The organism is Bacillus songklensis (genome assembly GCF_042649685.1).
GTDB lineage: Bacteria > Bacillota > Bacilli > Bacillales > Bacillaceae_H > Bacillus_BA > Bacillus_BA songklensis.
The window spans coordinates 1-19,623 of the sequence record NZ_JBHRZT010000027.1 but is presented as its reverse complement, the minus strand read 5'-3'; the positions used below and the strand labels follow the sequence as shown (position 1 = coordinate 19,623).

The window sequence follows — 19,623 nt, the reverse complement described above, 5'->3', positions numbered from 1 at the left end:
ACTCTCCGAAGAAATGTTTGAACTAGCACATGGATGTGCTGACATCGACGTTGTCACAGGACGTGACGTTCTTAGTCGATGTTCCTTACTCTAATAAAAAAAATTAACGTTGACGTTTGTTCGTTTGTTCAGTTTTCAAAGTTCACTGTTGATTTGAAGCATCCTTATTATCATATCATTCATCTTTTTTTACGTCAACAACTTTTTTCGAATTTTCTTCGAACAATTTAAATTGTCGGCGTCAGTGATTAATATCATATCAGCTTTTATTCTAACAGTCAATACTTTTTATAAAAAGAAAACCTGCACGTCTCTTATACGGGCAGGCTTTGAAACTTACGAAAGAAAGCTTATTCTCTTATGAAGATAAAGTATAAAATAAAGATAACAAATAAAACGTAAGAGATAGGATGTACTTCTTTTGCACGTCCCTTTAAAACCATCGTAATTGGATAAAACATAAAACCAATTGCTATTCCAGTTGCAATACTATAACTTAAAGGCATTGTTACCATTGTGAAGAACGCCGGTACAGCTACTTCGAATTTCTTCCAATCAATTTCTCCGATTGAAGAAGCCATCAGCACACCTACAATAATAAGAGCGGGTGCGGTAACAGGAGCTGTAATGACTCCTAAAAGCGGAGAAAAGAATAAAGCAAGCAAAAATAAGACTCCTGTTACAACAGCGGAAAAGCCTGAACGTCCTCCGGCCGCAACTCCAGCTGTAGACTCAATATATGAAGTAGTAGTAGAGGTACCAAAAACAGCTCCAACCATAACAGCCGTTGCATCCACCATTAAAGCTTTTCCTGCTCTAGGAAGTTTATTATTCTTTAATAATCCCGCCTGGTTCGCAACAGCAAGTAAAGTACCTGTCGCATCGAAGAAATCGACAATAAAGAAAGTAAGAATAACACCGAGCATTTTAAGCGTAAAAACTTGATCTAAATTTTCAAAAGCCGCTCCAAAAGTCGGCGAGACATCAGGAACACTACTTACGATTTTAGTCGGCACTTCAATTAATCCGAAAATCATTCCTGCAACAGCGGTGATTAACATCCCGTAAAAGATACCGCCGTTCACTTTTTTAACCATTAAAATAATTGTTACGACTAAACCGAATATTGCTAAAAGCACGTTTCCATCTTTAAAGTCCGTCAACCCAACAAGAGTAGCCGGATTATCAACAATAATTTTCGCATTTTGCAAACCTACAAAGGTAATAAAAATACCGATACCTGCTCCGACAGCATATTTTAATTCGATAGGAATAGCATCTATTATCTTCTCACGTACCCCTGTAAGGGTTAAAATCGTAAAGATAATTCCTGATATAAACACACCCGCTAATGCTGTTTGCCATGGCACTCCCATTGTTAATATAACAGTATAAGCAAAGAAAGCATTCAGCCCCATCCCCGGAGCTAAAGCAATGGGATACTTCGCTAAAATCCCCATTAATATCGAACCATATGCGGCAGCAAGAGCCGTTGCTACGAACACAGCCTCTGGATCCATCCGAAGCTCATCCGGAAAATCTTGTACTGATCCTAAAGAGAGTGTAAACGGGTTAACAAAAAGAATATAGGCCATTGATAGAAAAGTTGTAATACCAGCGATAATCTCTGTACGATAGTTAGTGCCGAGTTCATTAAACTGAAAATACTTTCTCATGATGATTTCAACCTCCTGCATAGTTTAGAAAATCCATAAATGTCCTAACGTATAATTTCAAAAATCAAGTTTGGAAATTAATAATGGAATTTTACCCCTCTATGTCCTTTCTTTCCATTAACTTGTCAAAAGAATTGACCCATAAAGTCATTTTTTCCTATTTTTAAATTTACACACTCAAGAAATTTTGTTCCGCAAATAAACAGAAAAAGCTTTTTACATCATAAAAAAACGCTTCTAGTAAACTACCAGAAGTGTTGACCGACCAGGATCATGACTATAGAGAAAGTATTTTCAAAGAGAAATGAGCTCTCTGTATCATCACACCTCGTAGTCAAGCCATTTACGGTAGCTCGGTAGAAACTCTCGGGCCATATCCCCAACATTATACGACGTATCTTTTTCCTATTTATTTTTCAGTAAGATTGTATCATTGCTTTTTTATCCAGTCAACAAAAAGCGAACATTATTTAAATAATGTTCGCTTTTTGTTCGTTTATTCCCATTCGATTGTGGCAGGCGGCTTACTTGTAATGTCATAAACAACACGATTAATATGATTCACTTCATTTACAATACGAGTTGAGATCACCTCAAGTACATCCCAAGGAATTCTTGCCCAATCTGAAGTCATACCATCAATAGAAGTAACGGCACGAATACCGATTGTATAGTCATACGTACGTGCATCTCCCATTACCCCTACACTTCTGATATCCGGCAAAACGGTGAAATATTGCCAAATATCACGTTCTAAGCCTGCATTTTTAATTTCTTCACGCAAAATGGCATCTGATTCACGAACAATTTCCAGTTTTTCTTCGGTAACTTCGCCTAAAACACGGATACCAAGTCCTGGACCCGGGAAAGGCTGGCGCCACACAATCTCATCAGGAAGACCTAATTCTTTTCCAAGGGCGCGAACTTCATCTTTAAATAATGTATTTAACGGCTCAATTAACTCAAACTGCATATCTTCTGGCAATCCGCCTACGTTATGATGAGATTTAATCGTTTGGGCTGTAGCCGTACCACTTTCAATAATATCTGTATAAAGGGTTCCCTGTGCCAAAAACTCGATTCCTTGCTCATGAAACTTTGTTGCTTCCTCATCAAACACATAAATAAATTCATTACCGATGATTTTACGTTTTTGTTCTGGATCAGAAACACCTTTTAACTTCCCTAAGAAACGGTCTTTAGCATCGATTTTAATAACATTCATGTTGAAACCTTCAGAGAAAGTCTTCATTACGCTCTCTGCTTCACCTTTGCGAAGTAAACCATGGTCTACAAACATACATACTAATTGATCACCAATTGCTTTATGGATTAACGCTGCTACTACGGAAGAGTCTACACCGCCGCTCAGAGCACATAACACTTTTTTATCGCCCACTGTTTCACGAATCTTTTTCATTTCCATTTCGATGAAGCTTTCCATGGACCAATCCGCTTCGCTCTTACAAATTTCAAACACGAAGTTTTTAAGGATATCATTACCGTATACAGAATGGCGAACTTCTGGATGGAATTGCACACCGTACATTTGCTTCTCTTCATTGCTCATCGCTGCAATCGGACAAGATGGGCTTGTTGCATCCACTTCAAAGCCTTCCGGTGTTTGAACCACTAAATCACCATGACTCATCCACACGACTTGCTCCTTTGGAAGGTTGTGATAGATTTTTGAGTCATTTTGTACAGCGATTGAGGCTTTCCCGTATTCACGATGGCTTGCCGCTTCAACTTTACCACCTAAATGATGTGTCATTAACTGCATGCCGTAGCAAATACCAAGAATGGGAATATTAAGGCTAAAAATATCAGGGTCGCATGTAAATGCTGTTTCCCCATATACACTGTTCGGACCACCGGAAAAAATAATACCCTTTGGATTCATTGTTTTAATTTCCGCCGCTGTGATTGTATGCGGATGTAATTCACTATAGACACCAAACTCACGAATACGACGAGTAATTAACTGGTTATACTGACTTCCAAAGTCTAATACAACAATCATGCCTTCCATTCAGTTCACCTCTTCATCAACTTTACATTATAAACAGTATTATGCCCCAAAATAAAAAAAACTAGAATTCGCCTCTCGTTTTATAAAGGCAGAATTCTAGTTGTGCATCCTCTTATACAAACAGAATATACTGCCTTCATAGTCGGGAAATTTACGGTAACCCGGTAGAGACTCTCGAACCCTATTATCGAGGATATACGAAGGATACATAAAAACTATTTAATTTAATGAACTTATTCTATCAATCCGTTATTTGAAGGTCAAGAACTTGCTTTTTTGATTAAATTTTCCCATAATTCTTTCGATTCAACCCATTGTCTTTTTGCTTCATCTTTCCGATACAACACTCGTTCGTATCGCTCCGTTAATGCGCTCATTTCCCTGGTTTCAAAATAGCGGTCCACATATTTGGCATATTGACTCAATGTTAGTTCTTTCTCTCTTTTTAACCCATGGTTTTCTAGTTGTTTCAACAAACTTAAGTAAGCATCTTCAAATACTTTGTCATCTTTTCTCTTTTTATACATAATGATCAAAAAGCGATAAAACCATCTATTTTTTATGAAATAAATAAGCCCAATAATTCCAATTAAACCTAAAATCAGCAACAAGATGTCCACCCACGAAATCTTTGCTTGCTCTTTTGTTTTCGTATCTGTTTGTTCTTTTTTCTCGCTTGTTTTTATTTCCGGCTTCACAGCAGCAGGTGCTTGTATCTCCTGATTAGAACCCGCACTAGAGTTACTGTTTGATGACAGGTTGTACGTGAATTCATAAGGGTTATTGAAGCTTTTGGTTGGCTCGAACGGGACCCAGCCTACGTTCGGAAAATATACTTCTACCCATGAATGAGCATCATTTTGAGTGATTTCATAACGGGTATGACCATCATACATGGTATTAACAGCTTTCCCGTACGTATAGCCCTTCACCCATCTTGCCGGTATATCGAGAGTTCTTAGCATAACCACCATGGAAGTAGAAAAGTTATCGCAGTACCCCCTCTTTGTTTCAAATAAGAACTGATCAACATAATCTTCACCATCACCAGGCACCGCAACATTTTGTGTATCATATGCATAAGGGTTCACTTCGAAGTAGCGTTCAATAGCCTTGGCCTGATCATAACGGTTAAAAGCACCTTTTGTAATATCACGGGCCAAATCACGAATGCGATCGGGTAAAGAGGAGGGGAGTTGTGTATACCTTTTCTTAAATTGCGGATCACCCTCAATACGATCAACTGCTGCACCTTGCAATGTCTCGACCTGAAAAGAAGGATACGTATAGGTAACTTCATATCCTGAAACTTCCTCCATTCCTTCCCCTCGATAAGGATAAAACTTCTCGGTTAATGGATTTACTTTTAATGTTATCTCTTCATTCAGCTTTAAGGCCTTTATAGATAATGGGTACATAAGATGAATCGATGGCCGGACCAATTCAACGTGTGAGGTTAAAGACCTAGCTGAAACATTCTCTCCATATTGGAAAAGGTTGATTTCTTTTTTATTCACGGGAACAGCATTTCTTTTCTCAGACACTTCCCACCCTTTTCCCGAATATACATCTTTTGTTTCAATACGCCAATAATGCTTTTCAGCTGCTTCTGCATAAAACACAACCGTAGCGTCCGCTAAAAACGGGCCTCCCAATTGTGAATCGTTAACACCATACCCTACCTTCCGAATATTCGATGCTCCTTCACGCCCTGCTGCACGATCTGCATATCCTTTCAAAAATGGGACAGGATCGGGCCACTGAGGACTGGCCTTAGGAAGAAAATAAGCTATTGTCGTTGTTAAAAGAACAATAAACGGAACAATAATCAACAATTTCTTATTTATGATTTTTTGGTGCGCATGAAATTCTTTTATTTTTATCCTCTCTAAAGCAAGCAAGCTAATAAAAATAAACCCAACGGTCACTACTCGGATAATAGCGTATTTAGCATCATAAGGTGAAAAGGTATCTAGTACCGTAATATAAATAACAGTCACACCAACGAATAAAAGAATTTTTTTTTGAAAAAAGACCCAATAGTATACTAGATAACACAATAACCAAAGAAGAATAAAAAACAGTAAACTTCTAAATTCCGAAGACAGCTGATAAATATCTATCATCCAAAAATGCTGAATATCTTTTCCCGCTTGGCTGAAGAGCTCCAAGAGCCAATTCCCGCTGAAAAAGGGAGCATCATAATATAAAGAATGAATAGAGAACAAAATATAGATGCATTTGAGCAATAGACTCGGCAATAAACGTACCTTAAGCGCATAATGGCATAAGCTTAAAGCGATAAAAAAGATAAAAACCCCGATCTTTTCTGTGTCAGTTATATATTTTAAAGGATTTAACCATTCGTACAGAAGCAAGAAAGAGGCAACGTAAAAAAATAGGATAAATGGTTCCTCTCGAATACGGGATATGACTTTCATTGACTATTCACCCCCGCTATCGCATCGAGAAATTCGCTTTCTGTTGTTACTTTAATTTGGACACGCTTTGATTTTAACCGTTTAACCAAGGCTTGCTCCTTTGGGCTCAACGTTCTTTCGTTTTCTTTCACCATCATAATGAATAAATGGCACTGTTGACGAACCATAGCTTCCATCATAAACATGAGTTGTTCATTCATCTCTGACACAATGAGAAGGATATTGGTTTTCAATTGCCATTTTCCCCATTCTCGGGCTAACATCTCCGAAAACTGTCCCTGCTTTTCACCTTGAATAAAGGCTAAATGATAAAGCGCTTGGCGAAGATGATACTCCGGATTTTGTAACGGTTGCACAAATACGTTTTTTCCTAATGAGATAAATTGAATATCTCCTCCAGCCTTCACATAAGCTGACAAAATAGAAGCAGTAAGGGTAATCCGCGGCTCAAGGCCATAAGGGGTGAGCCCATCTAACACAACAGTCAGGTGACTTGTTTTCTTTTGTTCAAATTCTTTGGATATGAGTGTGTTTCTCTTCGCCGATGATTTCCAGTCAATCCACGAGAAGCGGTCCCCTGCCTGATACTCCCTTATGCCCGAAACAAATCCTCCTTCTTGGCGTAAAAACGAATGAGAAGAGAGCTCCCCCTGTTCATAATCAGTGAATAAATCGGACACTCTCACCTTTATCATCTTTGGATACACTAAATAATTGACTTTATTTTCATAATAAGTCTCTTTTTCCACTATTCCTAAGAAATCCCCTGTCTTAAGGCGAACATAGTCAAAGGAATGTTCTCCCCTCGGAAGATGCAAGAGAGAGTATTGGATTTGAATCTCTTTACGAAAAAAAGGAAAGATCATAATTTTAGAAGCATTTTGACCGTAATGAGTTTCCAGATGGGCTGGAAGGTCATCTTGGATGATTAAATACAAGAGCGGAAAATGTCCTTTACGTTTAATAATAATGGTTGCGACGAAATCATCACCAGCTTGATACGTTTGTTTAGTCAGTTCTCTTTCGACATGCAGATGATGAAGAGGATACACACAAACCATCAAAGAATATACCGCAAACGGCATAAAGCTATAAAATAAAAACCAACTGACAAATCCTCCTTGAAACATCGCATATGCAAAAGTAATGGCGGCTAGAACCAGGATGACGGTAATATGTATCACTTGAATCCATATCTTCTTTTTCATCATGTGCTACCTTTTGATCGGGACATACACTTTTTGGATGATTTGTTTTATAATTTCTTCTGGTGTGTGCCCCCCAAATTTTGCTTCTGATTTTAAAATGAGACGATGAGCTAATACATAAGGGGCCAGCTCTTGAATATCGTCCGGTAAACAATAGTCTCTTCCATGCAGCAGAGCCAACGCTTGTGCTGCCTTCATTAAAGCAATAGAGCCTCTCGGGCTGACACCTAAGTGAATAAGCTCGTGCTGCCTTGTTCTATGCGTGAGTTCAACAATATAACGTTTAATGGTTTCATCAACATATACTTCTTTCACCCGCTTTTGAATTTCTAATAAATCTTCCACATTCATCACAGGGTGTAATCTTTCAATGGGCTCATCCATCCCTAATCGATTTAAAATTTCCACTTCCTCATTGATGGTCGGATAACCCATATTTAACTTCAGCAAAAAACGATCAAGCTGCGCTTCAGGCAATGTATAAGTTCCTTCGAATTCAATTGGATTTTGTGTTGCCATTACAAAAAAAGGTGCAGGTAATTTTCTTGTCACCCCGTCTACTGTTACTCTTCCTTCCTCCATTCCCTCTAACAGCGCTGACTGTGTTTTGGGAGACGTACGATTGATCTCATCTCCTAACACAATATGGCTCATAATTGGGCCGGGACGGTACTGAAACTCTGCTTCCTTTGGATTATATATAGATACCCCAACAACATCGGACGGCAGTAAATCAGGAGTAAATTGAATACGTTTAAAATCAACATTAATAGATTTAGCCAGCGCTTTAACCATCATGGTTTTCCCTACCCCAGGGACATCTTCCAACAGCACATGTCCTTCAGCAATTAAAGCGACAAGGCTTAACAATACGGCTTCCTGTTTCCCTACAATGACCTGCTCGATATTTTCAATCACCCGCTGCAGTTTATCTTGAACAGACGATATATTTTGCATTGAAGTGCCCCCCTCTAGGTTGAATATAATTTCATCCTTAATCATTTCTTCATCTCTTGTCCCATTCCTTTTTTGAAATCAAAAAAACTCATGCTCTAAAGAGCATGAGTTTTTTTTCGGAAAGGATATGATTACATCATACCGCCCATTCCGCCCATATCCGGCATTGCCGGCATTTTATTTTCTTCCGGTTTATCAGCAACTACAGCTTCAGTTGTTAAGAACATTGCTGCAACGGATGCTGCATTTTGAAGTGCAGAACGAGTTACTTTTGTTGGGTCTACGATACCGGCTTCGATCATGTTTACCCACTCGCCAGTTGCTGCGTTGAAACCTGTGCCAACTTCTACGCCTTTTAAGCGCTCAACGATAACAGATCCTTCTAAACCAGCATTGTGAGCGATTTGACGAACTGGTTCTTCCATCGCACGTAATACGATGTTAATACCTGTTGCTTCATCGCCTTCTGCTTGAATTTGAGACACTTTATTGTAGATATTTACTAACGCAGTACCACCACCAGCTACGATACCTTCTTCAACTGCAGCACGAGTAGAGTTTAATGCGTCTTCAATACGTAATTTACGTTCTTTTAATTCAGTTTCAGTAGCAGCACCTACTTTAATTACTGCTACACCGCCAGCTAATTTCGCTAAACGCTCTTGTAATTTTTCACGGTCGAACTCAGACGTTGTTTCTTCCAGCTGAGCTTTGATTTGATTTACGCGAGCTTGGATTTCTGCAGACTCACCAGCACCGTTAACAACTGTCGTGTTTTCTTTTGTTACCACAACTTTTGCAGCGCGTCCTAATTGTGAGATGTTTGCAGATTTAAGATCTAAGCCAAGCTCTTCAGTGATCACTTCACCACCAGTTAAGATAGCGATGTCTTGAAGCATTGCTTTACGGCGATCACCGAAGCCAGGGGCTTTAACCGCTACAGCTGTAAATGTACCGCGAAGTTTGTTCACTACTAATGTAGCTAATGCTTCACCTTCCACATCTTCAGCAATTAATAATAACGGCTTGCCTTGTTGTACTACTTGTTCTAATACTGGTAAGATTTCTTGAATGCTTGAAATCTTTTTGTCTGTAATTAAGATATATGGATTGTCAAGAACAGCTTCCATTTTGTCAGAGTCTGTTACCATATATGGAGAAGCATACCCACGGTCAAATTGCATACCTTCTACAACTTCTAATTCAGTTGTGAAACCTTTGGATTCTTCAAGTGTAATAACGCCATCGTTACCAACACGCTCCATTGCTTCTGCAATTAATTGACCTACTTCTTCATCAGCTGCAGAAATGGCTGCAACTTGAGCGATAGAAGCTTTGCCTTCGATTGGTTTAGAAATAGCTTTTAATTCTTCAACTGCTACAGCTACCGCTTTTTCAATCCCTTTACGGACACCCATAGGGTTAGCGCCAGCTGTTACATTTTTAAGTCCTTCGCGAATCATCGCTTGTGCTAAAACAGTTGCAGTTGTTGTACCGTCACCAGCTACATCATTTGTTTTGCTGGCAACTTCCGCTACTAATTTTGCACCCATGTTTTCAAATGCATCTTCTAATTCGATTTCTTTTGCGATCGTTACACCGTCATTTGTAATTAATGGAGAACCGAATTTTTTCTCTAAAACCACGTTACGTCCTTTTGGTCCAAGAGTTACTTTTACCGCATCTGCCAATTGATCTACACCGCGAAGCATTGCACGACGTGCTTCTTCGCTAAACATAATCTCTTTTGCCATATTGCTAGACCTCCTCAAAAATAATGATATATTTTTAACTTCTTATGTTATTTTCCCGCTCAGTTAAGTATGTGCTAATTAGCTAATTACAGCTAAAATATCGCTTTCACGTAAAATTAAATATTCTTTTCCTTCGTATTTTACTTCAGTACCAGCGTATTTTGAGAAGATAATGCGATCGCCTGCAGCTACTTCAAGAGCAACGCGCTCGCCGTTGTCTAATACGCGACCAGTTCCTACTGCTACCACTTTACCTTCTTGAGGCTTTTCTTTCGCAGTATCTGGTAATACAATACCGCTTGCCGTTTTTTCTTCAGATTGCACAAGCTCAATTACTACGCGATCACCTAATGGCTTTAACAAGTGAAACAACCTCCTCAAATATATACAAATCTTTTCGTTTTTGTTAGCACTCATTATCTTTGAGTGCTAACACAACTATTATATTAAATAAATTGCCTTTTTTTTGCAAGTAAAATTATAAAAAATTTTTCAATTAACCTTCTTCAGCTTGAAAGACTGTCTTACTTTCTCACTTTCTGATTCCTTATCCATCTAACGAGCCGGAGATTTTTTGCTGAGAGAAATACTGAATAGAAGAAACCTTGCTTTTAAATAACAATCATTAAACCGTTTACTAGTAAGGTTACAAGGGAATGGAATTCCGTCCACTTTTTAATCACATTTTACATTATTTCTCTTTTGATAAATTCTAAACCTTTATCATAAAAATAAGTGATAGGGGCTTCAAACATTATCTCCTATGTTTTCTGTTGTACTATGATACAATACAGTGTAGTGTATATGAATTACTGCTGAAAAGGAGTATGAAGGTTGAAAAAACAATACTGGCTTATTATCTTGACATATGTCATTATGCAATTTTCCGGCATTATAGGAGTTGGCCTGCTGCTTTCCCTGGGTGTTGGCGGAAACGAATCTGCAGAGGTCTCAAGGCAAGTAGCTGCGAGTTACTGGACCATTATCAGTTTTTCTGCCGCTTTGATCATTGTCCTCTTTTTGTTAAGAAAAGAGATGAATATGCGGAATCATCATCAACCGGCTAAAACGTTCATTTGGTCTATTTTTGGTGTATTTCTTGCTTTAGCTGCCCAATCTATTGCAGCAATGATTGAAATGAAATTGTTCGGAATTGATCCTGGATCTCAAAATACAAAAGTGATTGTAGACCTGGTTAAGCTTACACCATTTCTTATTATTGTCACTTCGGTGATAGGGCCGATTTTAGAGGAGATCATTTTCCGTAAAATCATATTTAGAACACTGACTCCAAGACTTGGTTTTTTCCTGTCAGCTATTATTAGCGCCTTTATTTTCGGTGTTGTTCATTTAGATTTCAGTCACCTTTTGATCTATACAGCCATGGGGCTGGTCTTTGCCTATTTATATGCAAAAACCGACCAGATTCTTGTTCCGATTTTTGCTCATGTGATGATGAATACCATTGTCGTCCTTAGCCAAACTATTTTTGCAGATCGCCTCGAAGAAATGCAAAAACAAGCGGAGCAAATGCAATTTATTTTTGGAGGCTTTTTATGATGAGAACGACCCCTCTTGTTATGGGATTAATTTATACCTTTATGGGCATTTTATTTACGTACCTTGCCATCGGAAGTGCCGAAAAAGGAATTTGGGATTTTACGACCATTGTGTTAATGATTGTGGCCACCTTCGATTTTGGCGTGGCAATTCGTGTATTTATCCTGCATTATAAAATCAAAAAAATTCAAAAAAACAAAAAATAACCTCCCGCCATCAGCGGGAGGTTATTTTTTGTTCCATCTGTGCTTCTTGTCCTGCTTTTAATACTTTTCGGTAGGCTGATTTTGAAATCAGGATACTTACTTCATAAAGCAGCAGCAATGGCAGTGTCACCATCATATGTGAAACAACATCCGGCGGGGTAATAAGAGCTGCAATCACCAGTAAAACAAAATAAGCATATCTTCTGATATTTGCCAGAAACATGGGTGTCACAATGCCTAATCTCGTTAAAAACATGATGACGACGGGTAATTGAAACAAAAGCCCAAATGGGAGCGTCAATTTTAATAAAAATTGGAAGTACTCATTGATCCCGATTACTTGTTGGATATTTAAATCATCTGCCAATTCGGTCATAAAATGAACGACAAACGGAAACAGGACAAAATAAGCAAACGAAATGCCGCCCAAAAATAAAAAGAGCGAAACGGGAATGTAGCTCAATGTAACTTTTCGTTCCTTTTCATAGAGACCAGGGCTAATAAATGCCCATAGTTGATAAAGAACGACAGGTGACGAAAGAATACAGCCAATAATAAAAGCGAACTGCATATAAATTTTAATTGGATCGGTTAGGCGGAACGCATTCATCGTCAGCTCTTGTGCCTCATCAGCTTGTTGCAAATAAAGGATAATCGGCTTGACCAAAAAGAAACCACCAATCGTCGCTGCCAAAAAGAAGACTATAGTCATGATAATTCGCTTGCGTAATTCCTCCAGATGATCATAAACCGACATTTCTTGTTCATTCATAAAGTTCATTCCTTACTTCCCATTACGCTTTTTATCATCGTCATCATCGGCTAACCCTTTTGTGGCATCCTTAAACTCTTTTAACGTATGGCCTGCTGCTTTCCCTAACTCAGGCAGCTTTTTCGGTCCAAAAATGAGTAAAGCAACTAGAGCAATCAATAGAAAACTGCCGAATCCAATACCCATGAAAAATTCCCCCTCTCCTTTTGAGTAACATCCTGTTACCTTAAGGTGACTTCGGATAATTTTTTAGAAAATAAATTAGTGATTGTAACTCAACTGCTAGGTCAATGTGATGGATTCGAATGGAATCGGGTACATTGATGCGTGCAGGAGTAAAGTTTAAAATCCCTTTAATCCCGCTTTTTACTAAACGATCTGTAATTTGCTGTGCTACGCTGGCAGGTACGGTTAAGATGGCCACTGAAATTCCCTCTGTAATTCTATCTTCCAGCTCATCTAAGTGATAAATTGGCACATCTCCAATAGTCGTTCCGACCTTGCTTTCATCTACATCAAAAGAGAACTCTATTTTTGTATTGTTATTCTTGATAAAATTATAATTTAAAAAAGCAGTCCCGAGATTTCCCACCCCGATTAACGCTACTTTCGTAATCTCATCTTGATCTAATGTTTTTCTAAAAAAGGATAACAAATAATTGACATTGTATCCATAACCTTTTTTCCCTAGTGCTCCAAAATAGGAGAAATCTCTGCGAATAGTTGCTGAATCCACTTTTACAGCTTCACTCAATTCAGCTGAAGAAACACGCTGCTTTCCTGAAGAATGCAGATTTTTTAAAAAGCGATAATAAAGAGGCAATCGCTTCGCAGTTGCTTGTGGTATTTTTAATTGCTCAGTATTCATCATTTATCCCCCACAATCCAAAAGCCTTTACATTATAGGTTCTCTCGTTTGTAATCCCCGCTTTTCCCACCGGTTTTTTCTATTAAATAGGTTGGTCCAATGATCATTGATTTATCAATAGCTTTACACATATCATAGACGGTTAATGCACAAATAGAAGCAGCCGTTAACGCTTCCATTTCCACTCCTGTACTTCCTTTTGTTTTTGCTTCCACTTTGATAAGAAGTGAGTAGCTTGTCTCTTTTTGCTCCCATGAAAAAGAAATGTTCACACCTTTTAATGGAATGGGATGACACATAGGAATAACATCAGCTGTTTTCTTTGCAGCCATAATTCCAGCCACTTGTGAAACCGCTAACACATCTCCTTTTCCAACCTCATGGCTAACAATTTTCCGATAGATTTCTTCACTTACTTGTACACTGGACACAGCAACCGCTGTACGTACTGTTTCATGTTTTTCTGAGATGTCGACCATTTTAGCTCGACCCTGGTCGTTAAAATGAGTAAAACCCACATTTTCTCCTCCTTTAATTACGACTATACACTATTTTAACAAATCTGTCTCTTGAAGTTATAGGAACATTTCTTATAATTACAGAGTGTTAATTGAACTTATCAGGCTCCTATGGGCAGTTATCCACTGCTTAATGCTTAAAATAGGATCCTACTGTCCGTTAGAACCGATAGATAATATTGGATAGTTGCCCATTCTCAATACATTAAGATACACTAAACCTATACTAGTAGAGGTGAAACATATGATTCTTTTACAATTAAACGGGATCTCCAAATTTTTTGGAGCTGAACCGATTTTAACGAATATAAAATTAGAAGTACAATGTAAAGATCGAATTGGTCTAGTTGGCCGCAACGGAGCGGGAAAATCCACTCTATTGAAAATCATTGCCGGCCTTCATTCTTATGACCAGGGAGAAATGATTAAACCAAAAGATGTCACAATTGACTATATGGGACAAAGCACCATTTTGGAATCTGAATTATCCATCTGGGATGAAATGATGACTGTATTCCAACCCTTAAAACAAATGGAACATCAGTTAAGGCATTTGGAACAACAAATGGGTGATCCTGCTTTGTTAAACAATGAGACACAATATGAAAAGCTGCTTCATGAATATGATGAACTGCAAGTTAAATTCAAAGACCAGGGCGGTTATCAATATGAGGCGGACACTCGCTCCATTTTACATGGCTTTCGTTTTTCTGATTATGACTATACTACGCCCATTTCCACACTAAGCGGTGGACAAAAAACAAGATTGGCCCTTGCTAAGCTCCTTCTGACAAAGCCGGACTTATTGATTTTGGACGAGCCTACCAACCACTTGGATATCGAGACGTTATCATGGTTAGAACAATTTTTGCAAAACTATTCAGGGGCTATTTTAATCGTCTCCCATGATCGCTATTTCCTAGATAAAGTGGTCACACAAATTTATGAGGTGTCTCGAACTACTGTTACTAAATATACAGGCAACTACTCAAACTACTTAATTCAAAAAGCAGAGCAGTACGAACGTGACTTGAAACAATACGAGAAACAGCAAGATGAAATTGCCAAATTAAATGACTTTATTCAACGAAACATCGCTCGTGCTTCTACAACCAAACGAGCCCAAAGCAGGAGAAAACAGTTAGATAGGATGGAACTGTTTCCCAAACCTTCCGGCTACGAAAAATCGGCTTCTTTTATGTTCGACATTGAGCGTCAAAGCGGAAATGAAGTATTGAGGCTTGAAGATGTAGCGGTGGCTTATCAGCAAGATGAATCTCCTGTTATCCAAAATATTAATCTTCGCATTACACGCGGAGAAAGCATTGCTTTAGTGGGACCAAACGGAATCGGAAAGTCTACTTTACTAAAAGCAATAACCGATCAACTTCCTATACGAAAAGGAAAGATAGCATTCGGTTCTAATGTCACACTTGGATATTATGATCAAGAGCAAGCCAACCTGCTATCCAATAAAACTGTATTGCAAGAGTTGTGGGATGATTACCCAACGAAAACGGAAAAAGAAATCCGCACCACCCTGGGGAACTTCTTGTTCTCCGGAGAAGACGTATTAAAAACGGTTTCCACTTTAAGTGGTGGTGAAAAAGCCCGCCTTGCCTTGGCCAAACTTATGATGCAAAAAGCGAATTTCCTAATTTTAGACGAACCTACTAACCATCTTGACTTAGATAGTAAGCAAGTGTTAGAAAATGCTTTAGTTGATTACCCGGGGACATTATTATTCGTCTCCCATGACCGTTATTTTATTAATCGTATTGCTAGTAAAGTAATTGAGCTCTCAGCCAATCACGCGGAAGAATATTTAGGGGATTATGATTATTTTGTCCAGAAAAAAGCGGAGCTTCTAGAACTCGAACAGTTAGCCGCTCAAGAAACTCAGCTCGGAGACAAACCAAAAAATGAAGCAGTCCCTGAAAAAAAATCCTATACTCAAGACAAAGAGGCAAAAAAGCTTGTTCGTCAACGAAAGCGCAGAGTAGAAGAAATTGAAATCCAAATTCATGAGATGGAAGAAAAAATCGCCCAGAATGAGGAAAGACTCTGTGATCCGGATGTCTATCAAAATCATGAGGAAGTTCATAAAATTAATATTGAGAAAGAATCATGTGAACAAGCATTAGCAGAATTAATGGAAGAGTGGGAAACCCTTCAGTTATTGCTTGAAGAATAAAAAAAGCCAGTGCTATACACTGGCTTTTTTTATTCACATGCTATCTGCACTATAACATCTTCAACCCTGCTTTTAAATCATGATCCACAAAATCTGTTCTTATTATTAACACTCTAAGTCTAAGCCAGGGTTTGCGTTTAATGCCATTGTGGATAATTTTCCTTTTTCGAACAAGATACTGCCGGCCGCCCCAATCATAGCCGCATTATCTGTACATAACGAAAGAGGTGGAATAACTAGCCGGACACCTTCCAAGGAAGAAAAAGCCTCTTCTAGTTCTGCCCTTAACCCTTTATTAGCCGCTACTCCACCCGCTAACAATACTTGTTTTACGTCGTACTCTCTTGCCGCCCGCACTGTCTTGGTGACGAGTACCTCAATGACACTTTGCTGAAAGCTGGCTGCCATATCGTTCGCATTAATCTCCTCACCTTTTTGCTTTGCATTATGAATTGTATTAATGACAGCTGATTTTAAGCCACTAAAACTAAAATCATAAGAACCCTCTTCCAGCCAGGCTCGTGGTAAATTGTAAGAAGGGCTGCCTTCATGTGCTAAACGATCGATATGAGGGCCTCCTGGATATGGAAGATTTAACGTTCTTGCCACTTTATCGTAAGCCTCTCCCGCTGCATCATCTCTTGTTTCGCCAATGACTTTAAACACTCCATGCTCAGGCATATACACAAGTTCAGTATGCCCGCCCGAAACGACTAAAGATAAAAGAGGGAACTTCATTTCTGTTACTAAACGATTAGCATAAATATGACCTGCAATGTGATGGACCCCAACAACCGGTTTACTATGTGCGAAGGCCAATGCTTTGGCCGCATTTACCCCGATTAACAGCGCTCCTACTAATCCCGGTCCTTCTGTTACGGCAACAGCAGCAATATCTTCAAATGTTATACTCGCTTGCTTTAACGCTTCTTCTACTACGATGGTTATCTGCTCAACATGATGGCGGGAAGCAATTTCTGGAACAACACCGCCGAACCTTTTATGACTTTCAATTTGTGAGGCTACTACATTTGATACAATGTCCGTTCCATTCTTGATAACAGCAGCAGCCGTTTCATCACAACTTGTTTCAATCGCTAAAATTAATTGTTTTTTATCACTCATAATCTCACCCACATTACTAAAGCGTCTTCTTGATTGTCAGAATAATAATTTTTTCGAATACCGCCATTTTCAAACCCTAACTTTCGATAAAGGGATTGAGCAACATGATTGGATACTCTCACTTCAAGGGTCATCGTATTTGCTCCTAGTTCTTTTGCTTCTGTCATCGTCTTTCTTAGCAACTCTGTTCCCAAACCTTGCCCGCGATATTCAGGCAGTAAAGCGATATTTGTAATATGTGCTTCATCTATAACAATCCACAGGCCGCAATAACCGATAATTTGTCCTTCATCTTCCATGACTAAATAACGAGCATACTGATTATGGATCAGCTCATTATAAAAGGCCTCTCGACTCCAGGGAACAGTGAAGGATGATCTTTCTATAAGCAGAATTTGATCAATATCTTTCATTTCCATGAATCGAAAAGTAGTCGTTGACTTCATTTCCTTGTTTCTCCTTAACTTTTAGGTTTTTGCGCCGCCAGCCAATTTGCCTCTGCTTCAGCTAGACGAAGATAATTGGGAACAAAAGAGTGCACATTCTCGACGAATTGTTTATTCATTCCGAGAAGGCCAAGCTCACCTGGACGGGGATTATACTGAGTAATCACAGAGAAGACCGCCTTCTCCCCTAATCTCTCGGAGAATATTTGCCTATGAAGATGAAGATCATTCCCTAAAAACAGAATGGGTTTGTTATACTCTTTGATCTGTTTTACCCATTCATCATTTATAATAAGGCGGTCTTCTAGAACCGTTGTTAATTCCTCATTCTTATATTCATAAAGCCCGGTATAAATTTGACCACGACGCGCATCAAAAAGAGGGCAAATATAACCGTTAAAATAACGGCCATTTACCGCTAATACTTCCAGGCTTGAGACCCCGGCTAAAGGAATGTTCAATGTCCACGCCAGTGTTTTCGCAATGGTCACCCCAATTCGCACTCCTGTATATGATCCCGGTCCCTCTGCTACCACAATGCGTTCTAGCTGCTCAGGCTTCACACCGCAATCTTCTAACAAAGATTGAATAGCAGGCATGACCCGTAAAGAATGGTTCTTTTTTATGTTTGTTATCATTTCACCAATCACAATATTATTATCGAGAATAGCGATTCCCATCACAAAATTTGATGTATCAATTGCCAAAGTTTTCATCTTTTAAAAGCTCCTTACAAAGATCAATATAGTGCCGGCCATAAGCGTTCAGCTCGAGACGGCGTTTTTCTTCTGCCTCATGATATATATTAATTTGTAATAATTGTACAGGTAGCTGTTCTTGGATGAGATGCGCCCACTCTACCACAGTAACACCGTTCCCTTCAAAATATTCATCGAACCCTAAATCTTCAAAGCTATCATCTAACCGATAAACATCCATATGGAACAAAGGTAAACGTCCTCCATGATACTCCTTGATAATAGTAAAAGTGGGACTATTGACGTTTCTTGTAATTCCAAGGCCTTTGGCTAACCCTTTTGTAAAAGTAGTTTTACCAGCTCCTAAATCTCCTTCTAATAATAAAACATCTCCAGGTTGTAGTAAATGAGCAAGCTTTTCTGCAGCCTTCATCGTTTCTTCGGGAGAATATGTAAATAACACAAATGTTTCTTGTTCTATCATAGTATGACATGCCTCTTTTCAAGCTTGTTTTAAACAATGGCCTTCCTTTATTGTAAGCTCTCTATCATCATGATATCCAATAAAGCAAAACTTCACTCGGCTGAGAGATTCTCCCCTGCCACCAATTGTCAATTGATGTTATCAGGCTCTTAGGAGCAATGGATTACGTCGCTTTGTATGTATAGAGCGAAATAAGGGGATAAGGCTATGTATCAAAATATAAAAAAGTCCCTAGGATTTGTAATCCTAAGGATGCAAAGACGGTATAAATGGTTTAACAGAACGGTAATCGGTAATCAAATAAAAAAACGAAACATTCTGTTTCGTTGCTGCTAAATACATTATGGCGGTCCCGACGGGACTCGAACCCGCGATCTCCTGCGTGACAGGCAGGCATGTTAACCACTACACCACGGGACCACACATTTTGCTTGAAATATCTTATGATATTTCGCACAAACTCCCAAAGATGAAATTCAAAGAAGTTAGAGTTGGTTGCGGGGACAGGATTTGAACCTGCGACCTTCGGGTTATGAGCCCGACGAGCTACCAGACTGCTCCACCCCGCGATAATAAAATAATAAGCCTGGCGACGTCCTACTCTCACAGGGGGAGACCCCCAACTACCATCGGCGCTGAAGAGCTTAACTTCCGTGTTCGGCATGGGAACGGGTGTGACCTCTT

At 39.0% G+C, this 19,623-nt stretch carries 18 protein-coding genes, 2 tRNA genes, 1 rRNA gene and 2 riboswitches; of the genes, 3 read left to right on the top strand and 18 right to left on the bottom strand.

Annotated features, from left to right (window positions below):
* Positions 1-350: 350 nt before the first annotated feature.
* The 7 genes from ACFOU2_RS07685 to groES all read right to left on the bottom strand — a co-directional run bounded on the left by ACFOU2_RS07685 (position 351) and on the right by groES (position 10,431).
* Complete coding sequence (locus ACFOU2_RS07685; RefSeq protein ID WP_377913878.1) at positions 351-1,676, bottom strand: NCS2 family permease; 1,326 nt, start codon at positions 1,674-1,676, stop codon at positions 351-353.
* Between the two features lie 311 nt (positions 1,677-1,987).
* Positions 1,988-2,089: riboswitch (purine riboswitch) on the bottom strand.
* 83 nt (positions 2,090-2,172) lie between these two features.
* A complete protein-coding gene (gene guaA / locus ACFOU2_RS07680) occupies positions 2,173-3,708 on the bottom strand; it encodes a glutamine-hydrolyzing GMP synthase (protein WP_377913876.1) in 1,536 nt (511 codons plus the stop codon).
* A gap of 119 nt (positions 3,709-3,827) precedes the next feature.
* Positions 3,828-3,929, bottom strand: a riboswitch (purine riboswitch).
* 39 nt (positions 3,930-3,968) lie between these two features.
* On the bottom strand, positions 3,969-6,149 hold the full coding sequence (locus ACFOU2_RS07675; RefSeq protein WP_377913874.1) for a DUF4129 domain-containing transglutaminase family protein: 2,181 nt from the start codon (positions 6,147-6,149) through the stop codon (positions 3,969-3,971).
* Positions 6,146-7,357 carry a DUF58 domain-containing protein gene (locus ACFOU2_RS07670; RefSeq protein ID WP_377913872.1) on the bottom strand — a complete coding sequence of 404 codons (1,212 nt, stop codon included), beginning with the start codon at positions 7,355-7,357 and terminating at the stop codon, positions 6,146-6,148. The genes ACFOU2_RS07675 and ACFOU2_RS07670 overlap by 4 nt, the downstream gene beginning before the upstream one ends.
* 6 nt (positions 7,358-7,363) lie before the next feature.
* On the bottom strand, positions 7,364-8,314 hold the full coding sequence (locus ACFOU2_RS07665; protein WP_377913870.1) for an AAA family ATPase: 951 nt from the start codon (positions 8,312-8,314) through the stop codon (positions 7,364-7,366).
* A 131-nt stretch (positions 8,315-8,445) separates the two neighbouring features.
* A complete protein-coding gene (gene groL / locus ACFOU2_RS07660) occupies positions 8,446-10,068 on the bottom strand; it encodes a chaperonin GroEL (protein WP_377913868.1) in 1,623 nt (540 codons plus the stop codon).
* A 78-nt stretch (positions 10,069-10,146) separates the two neighbouring features.
* The gene (groES, locus tag ACFOU2_RS07655) at positions 10,147-10,431 is read right to left on the bottom strand and encodes a co-chaperone GroES (RefSeq protein ID WP_377913866.1); all 285 of its coding nucleotides are present in this window, start codon (positions 10,429-10,431) and stop codon (positions 10,147-10,149) included.
* Positions 10,432-10,902: 471 nt separating this feature from the next.
* On the opposite strand from groES, the gene ACFOU2_RS07650 reads away from it, so the two are divergent.
* Together ACFOU2_RS07650 and ACFOU2_RS07645 are read left to right on the top strand one after the other, a co-directional pair.
* On the top strand, positions 10,903-11,628 hold the full coding sequence (locus ACFOU2_RS07650) for a CPBP family intramembrane glutamic endopeptidase (protein ID WP_377913864.1): 726 nt from the start codon (positions 10,903-10,905) through the stop codon (positions 11,626-11,628).
* Positions 11,625-11,834 (top strand): YdiK family protein, encoded by a 210-nt coding sequence (locus ACFOU2_RS07645; protein WP_377913862.1) that lies wholly within the window; start codon positions 11,625-11,627, stop codon positions 11,832-11,834. Before ACFOU2_RS07650 ends, ACFOU2_RS07645 begins: the two co-directional genes overlap by 4 nt.
* Before the next feature lie 10 nt (positions 11,835-11,844).
* Here the strand turns inward: ACFOU2_RS07645 and tatC are convergent, their stop codons facing one another.
* The 4 genes from tatC to moaC are packed head-to-tail and all read right to left on the bottom strand — an operon-like array spanning position 11,845 to position 13,992.
* The gene (gene tatC / locus ACFOU2_RS07640; protein ID WP_377913860.1) at positions 11,845-12,606 is read right to left on the bottom strand and encodes a twin-arginine translocase subunit TatC; all 762 of its coding nucleotides are present in this window, start codon (positions 12,604-12,606) and stop codon (positions 11,845-11,847) included.
* A gap of 12 nt (positions 12,607-12,618) precedes the next feature.
* Positions 12,619-12,792 (bottom strand): twin-arginine translocase TatA/TatE family subunit, encoded by a 174-nt coding sequence (gene tatA / locus ACFOU2_RS07635; protein WP_377913858.1) that lies wholly within the window; start codon positions 12,790-12,792, stop codon positions 12,619-12,621.
* 40 nt (positions 12,793-12,832) lie between these two features.
* Positions 12,833-13,474, bottom strand: coding sequence for a redox-sensing transcriptional repressor Rex (locus ACFOU2_RS07630; protein WP_377913856.1), 642 nt, complete (start codon positions 13,472-13,474; stop codon positions 12,833-12,835).
* 32 nt (positions 13,475-13,506) lie between these two features.
* Complete coding sequence (gene moaC / locus ACFOU2_RS07625; RefSeq protein WP_377913854.1) at positions 13,507-13,992, bottom strand: cyclic pyranopterin monophosphate synthase MoaC; 486 nt, start codon at positions 13,990-13,992, stop codon at positions 13,507-13,509.
* A gap of 244 nt (positions 13,993-14,236) precedes the next feature.
* On the opposite strand from moaC, the gene ACFOU2_RS07620 reads away from it, so the two are divergent.
* Positions 14,237-16,186 (top strand): ABC transporter ATP-binding protein, encoded by a 1,950-nt coding sequence (locus tag ACFOU2_RS07620; protein ID WP_377913852.1) that lies wholly within the window; start codon positions 14,237-14,239, stop codon positions 16,184-16,186.
* A 105-nt stretch (positions 16,187-16,291) separates the two neighbouring features.
* Here ACFOU2_RS07620 and tsaD read toward each other — a convergent pair whose 3' ends face one another.
* The 7 genes from tsaD to rrf form a co-directional block, all read right to left on the bottom strand.
* A complete protein-coding gene (gene tsaD, locus ACFOU2_RS07615) occupies positions 16,292-17,311 on the bottom strand; it encodes a tRNA (adenosine(37)-N6)-threonylcarbamoyltransferase complex transferase subunit TsaD (protein WP_377913850.1) in 1,020 nt (339 codons plus the stop codon).
* Positions 17,308-17,757 (bottom strand): ribosomal protein S18-alanine N-acetyltransferase, encoded by a 450-nt coding sequence (gene rimI / locus ACFOU2_RS07610; protein WP_377913848.1) that lies wholly within the window; start codon positions 17,755-17,757, stop codon positions 17,308-17,310. The genes tsaD and rimI overlap by 4 nt, the downstream gene beginning before the upstream one ends.
* Before the next feature lie 14 nt (positions 17,758-17,771).
* Positions 17,772-18,473: a tRNA (adenosine(37)-N6)-threonylcarbamoyltransferase complex dimerization subunit type 1 TsaB gene (gene tsaB / locus ACFOU2_RS07605; protein ID WP_377913846.1), complete on the bottom strand. Its 702-nt coding sequence runs from the start codon at positions 18,471-18,473 to the stop codon at positions 17,772-17,774.
* Positions 18,454-18,939: a tRNA (adenosine(37)-N6)-threonylcarbamoyltransferase complex ATPase subunit type 1 TsaE gene (gene tsaE / locus ACFOU2_RS07600; RefSeq protein WP_377913844.1), complete on the bottom strand. Its 486-nt coding sequence runs from the start codon at positions 18,937-18,939 to the stop codon at positions 18,454-18,456. Before tsaE ends, tsaB begins: the two co-directional genes overlap by 20 nt.
* 344 nt (positions 18,940-19,283) lie before the next feature.
* Positions 19,284-19,359 (bottom strand) — tRNA-Asp (locus ACFOU2_RS07595).
* Positions 19,360-19,431: 72 nt separating this feature from the next.
* Positions 19,432-19,508: transfer RNA gene (locus ACFOU2_RS07590), tRNA-Met, on the bottom strand.
* 15 nt (positions 19,509-19,523) lie between these two features.
* Positions 19,524-19,623: ribosomal RNA gene (gene rrf, locus ACFOU2_RS07585) — 5S ribosomal RNA — on the bottom strand; the annotation flags it as partial.

Excerpts from the sequence above, each read along its gene's own strand:
- ACFOU2_RS07670 (WP_377913872.1), bottom strand. The coding sequence starts at position 7,357 with ATGAAAAAGAAGATATGGATTCAAGTGATACATATTACCGTCATCCTG.
- tatC (WP_377913860.1), bottom strand. The coding sequence starts at position 12,606 with ATGAATGAACAAGAAATGTCGGTTTATGATCATCTGGAGGAATTACGC.
- tsaB (WP_377913846.1), bottom strand. The coding sequence starts at position 18,473 with ATGAAAACTTTGGCAATTGATACATCAAATTTTGTGATGGGAATCGCT.
- tsaE (WP_377913844.1), bottom strand. The coding sequence starts at position 18,939 with ATGATAGAACAAGAAACATTTGTGTTATTTACATATTCTCCCGAAGAA.
- guaA (WP_377913876.1), bottom strand. The coding sequence starts at position 3,708 with ATGGAAGGCATGATTGTTGTATTAGACTTTGGAAGTCAGTATAACCAG.
- tsaD (WP_377913850.1), bottom strand. The coding sequence starts at position 17,311 with ATGAGTGATAAAAAACAATTAATTTTAGCGATTGAAACAAGTTGTGAT.
- ACFOU2_RS07620 (WP_377913852.1), top strand. The coding sequence starts at position 14,237 with ATGATTCTTTTACAATTAAACGGGATCTCCAAATTTTTTGGAGCTGAA.
- rimI (WP_377913848.1), bottom strand. The coding sequence starts at position 17,757 with ATGAAGTCAACGACTACTTTTCGATTCATGGAAATGAAAGATATTGAT.
- ACFOU2_RS07665 (WP_377913870.1), bottom strand. The coding sequence starts at position 8,314 with ATGCAAAATATATCGTCTGTTCAAGATAAACTGCAGCGGGTGATTGAA.
- ACFOU2_RS07685 (WP_377913878.1), bottom strand. The coding sequence starts at position 1,676 with ATGAGAAAGTATTTTCAGTTTAATGAACTCGGCACTAACTATCGTACA.
- ACFOU2_RS07645 (WP_377913862.1), top strand. The coding sequence starts at position 11,625 with ATGATGAGAACGACCCCTCTTGTTATGGGATTAATTTATACCTTTATG.
- ACFOU2_RS07630 (WP_377913856.1), bottom strand. The coding sequence starts at position 13,474 with ATGAATACTGAGCAATTAAAAATACCACAAGCAACTGCGAAGCGATTG.
- groL (WP_377913868.1), bottom strand. The coding sequence starts at position 10,068 with ATGGCAAAAGAGATTATGTTTAGCGAAGAAGCACGTCGTGCAATGCTT.
- tatA (WP_377913858.1), bottom strand. The coding sequence starts at position 12,792 with ATGGGTATTGGATTCGGCAGTTTTCTATTGATTGCTCTAGTTGCTTTA.
- ACFOU2_RS07675 (WP_377913874.1), bottom strand. The coding sequence starts at position 6,149 with ATGAAAGTCATATCCCGTATTCGAGAGGAACCATTTATCCTATTTTTT.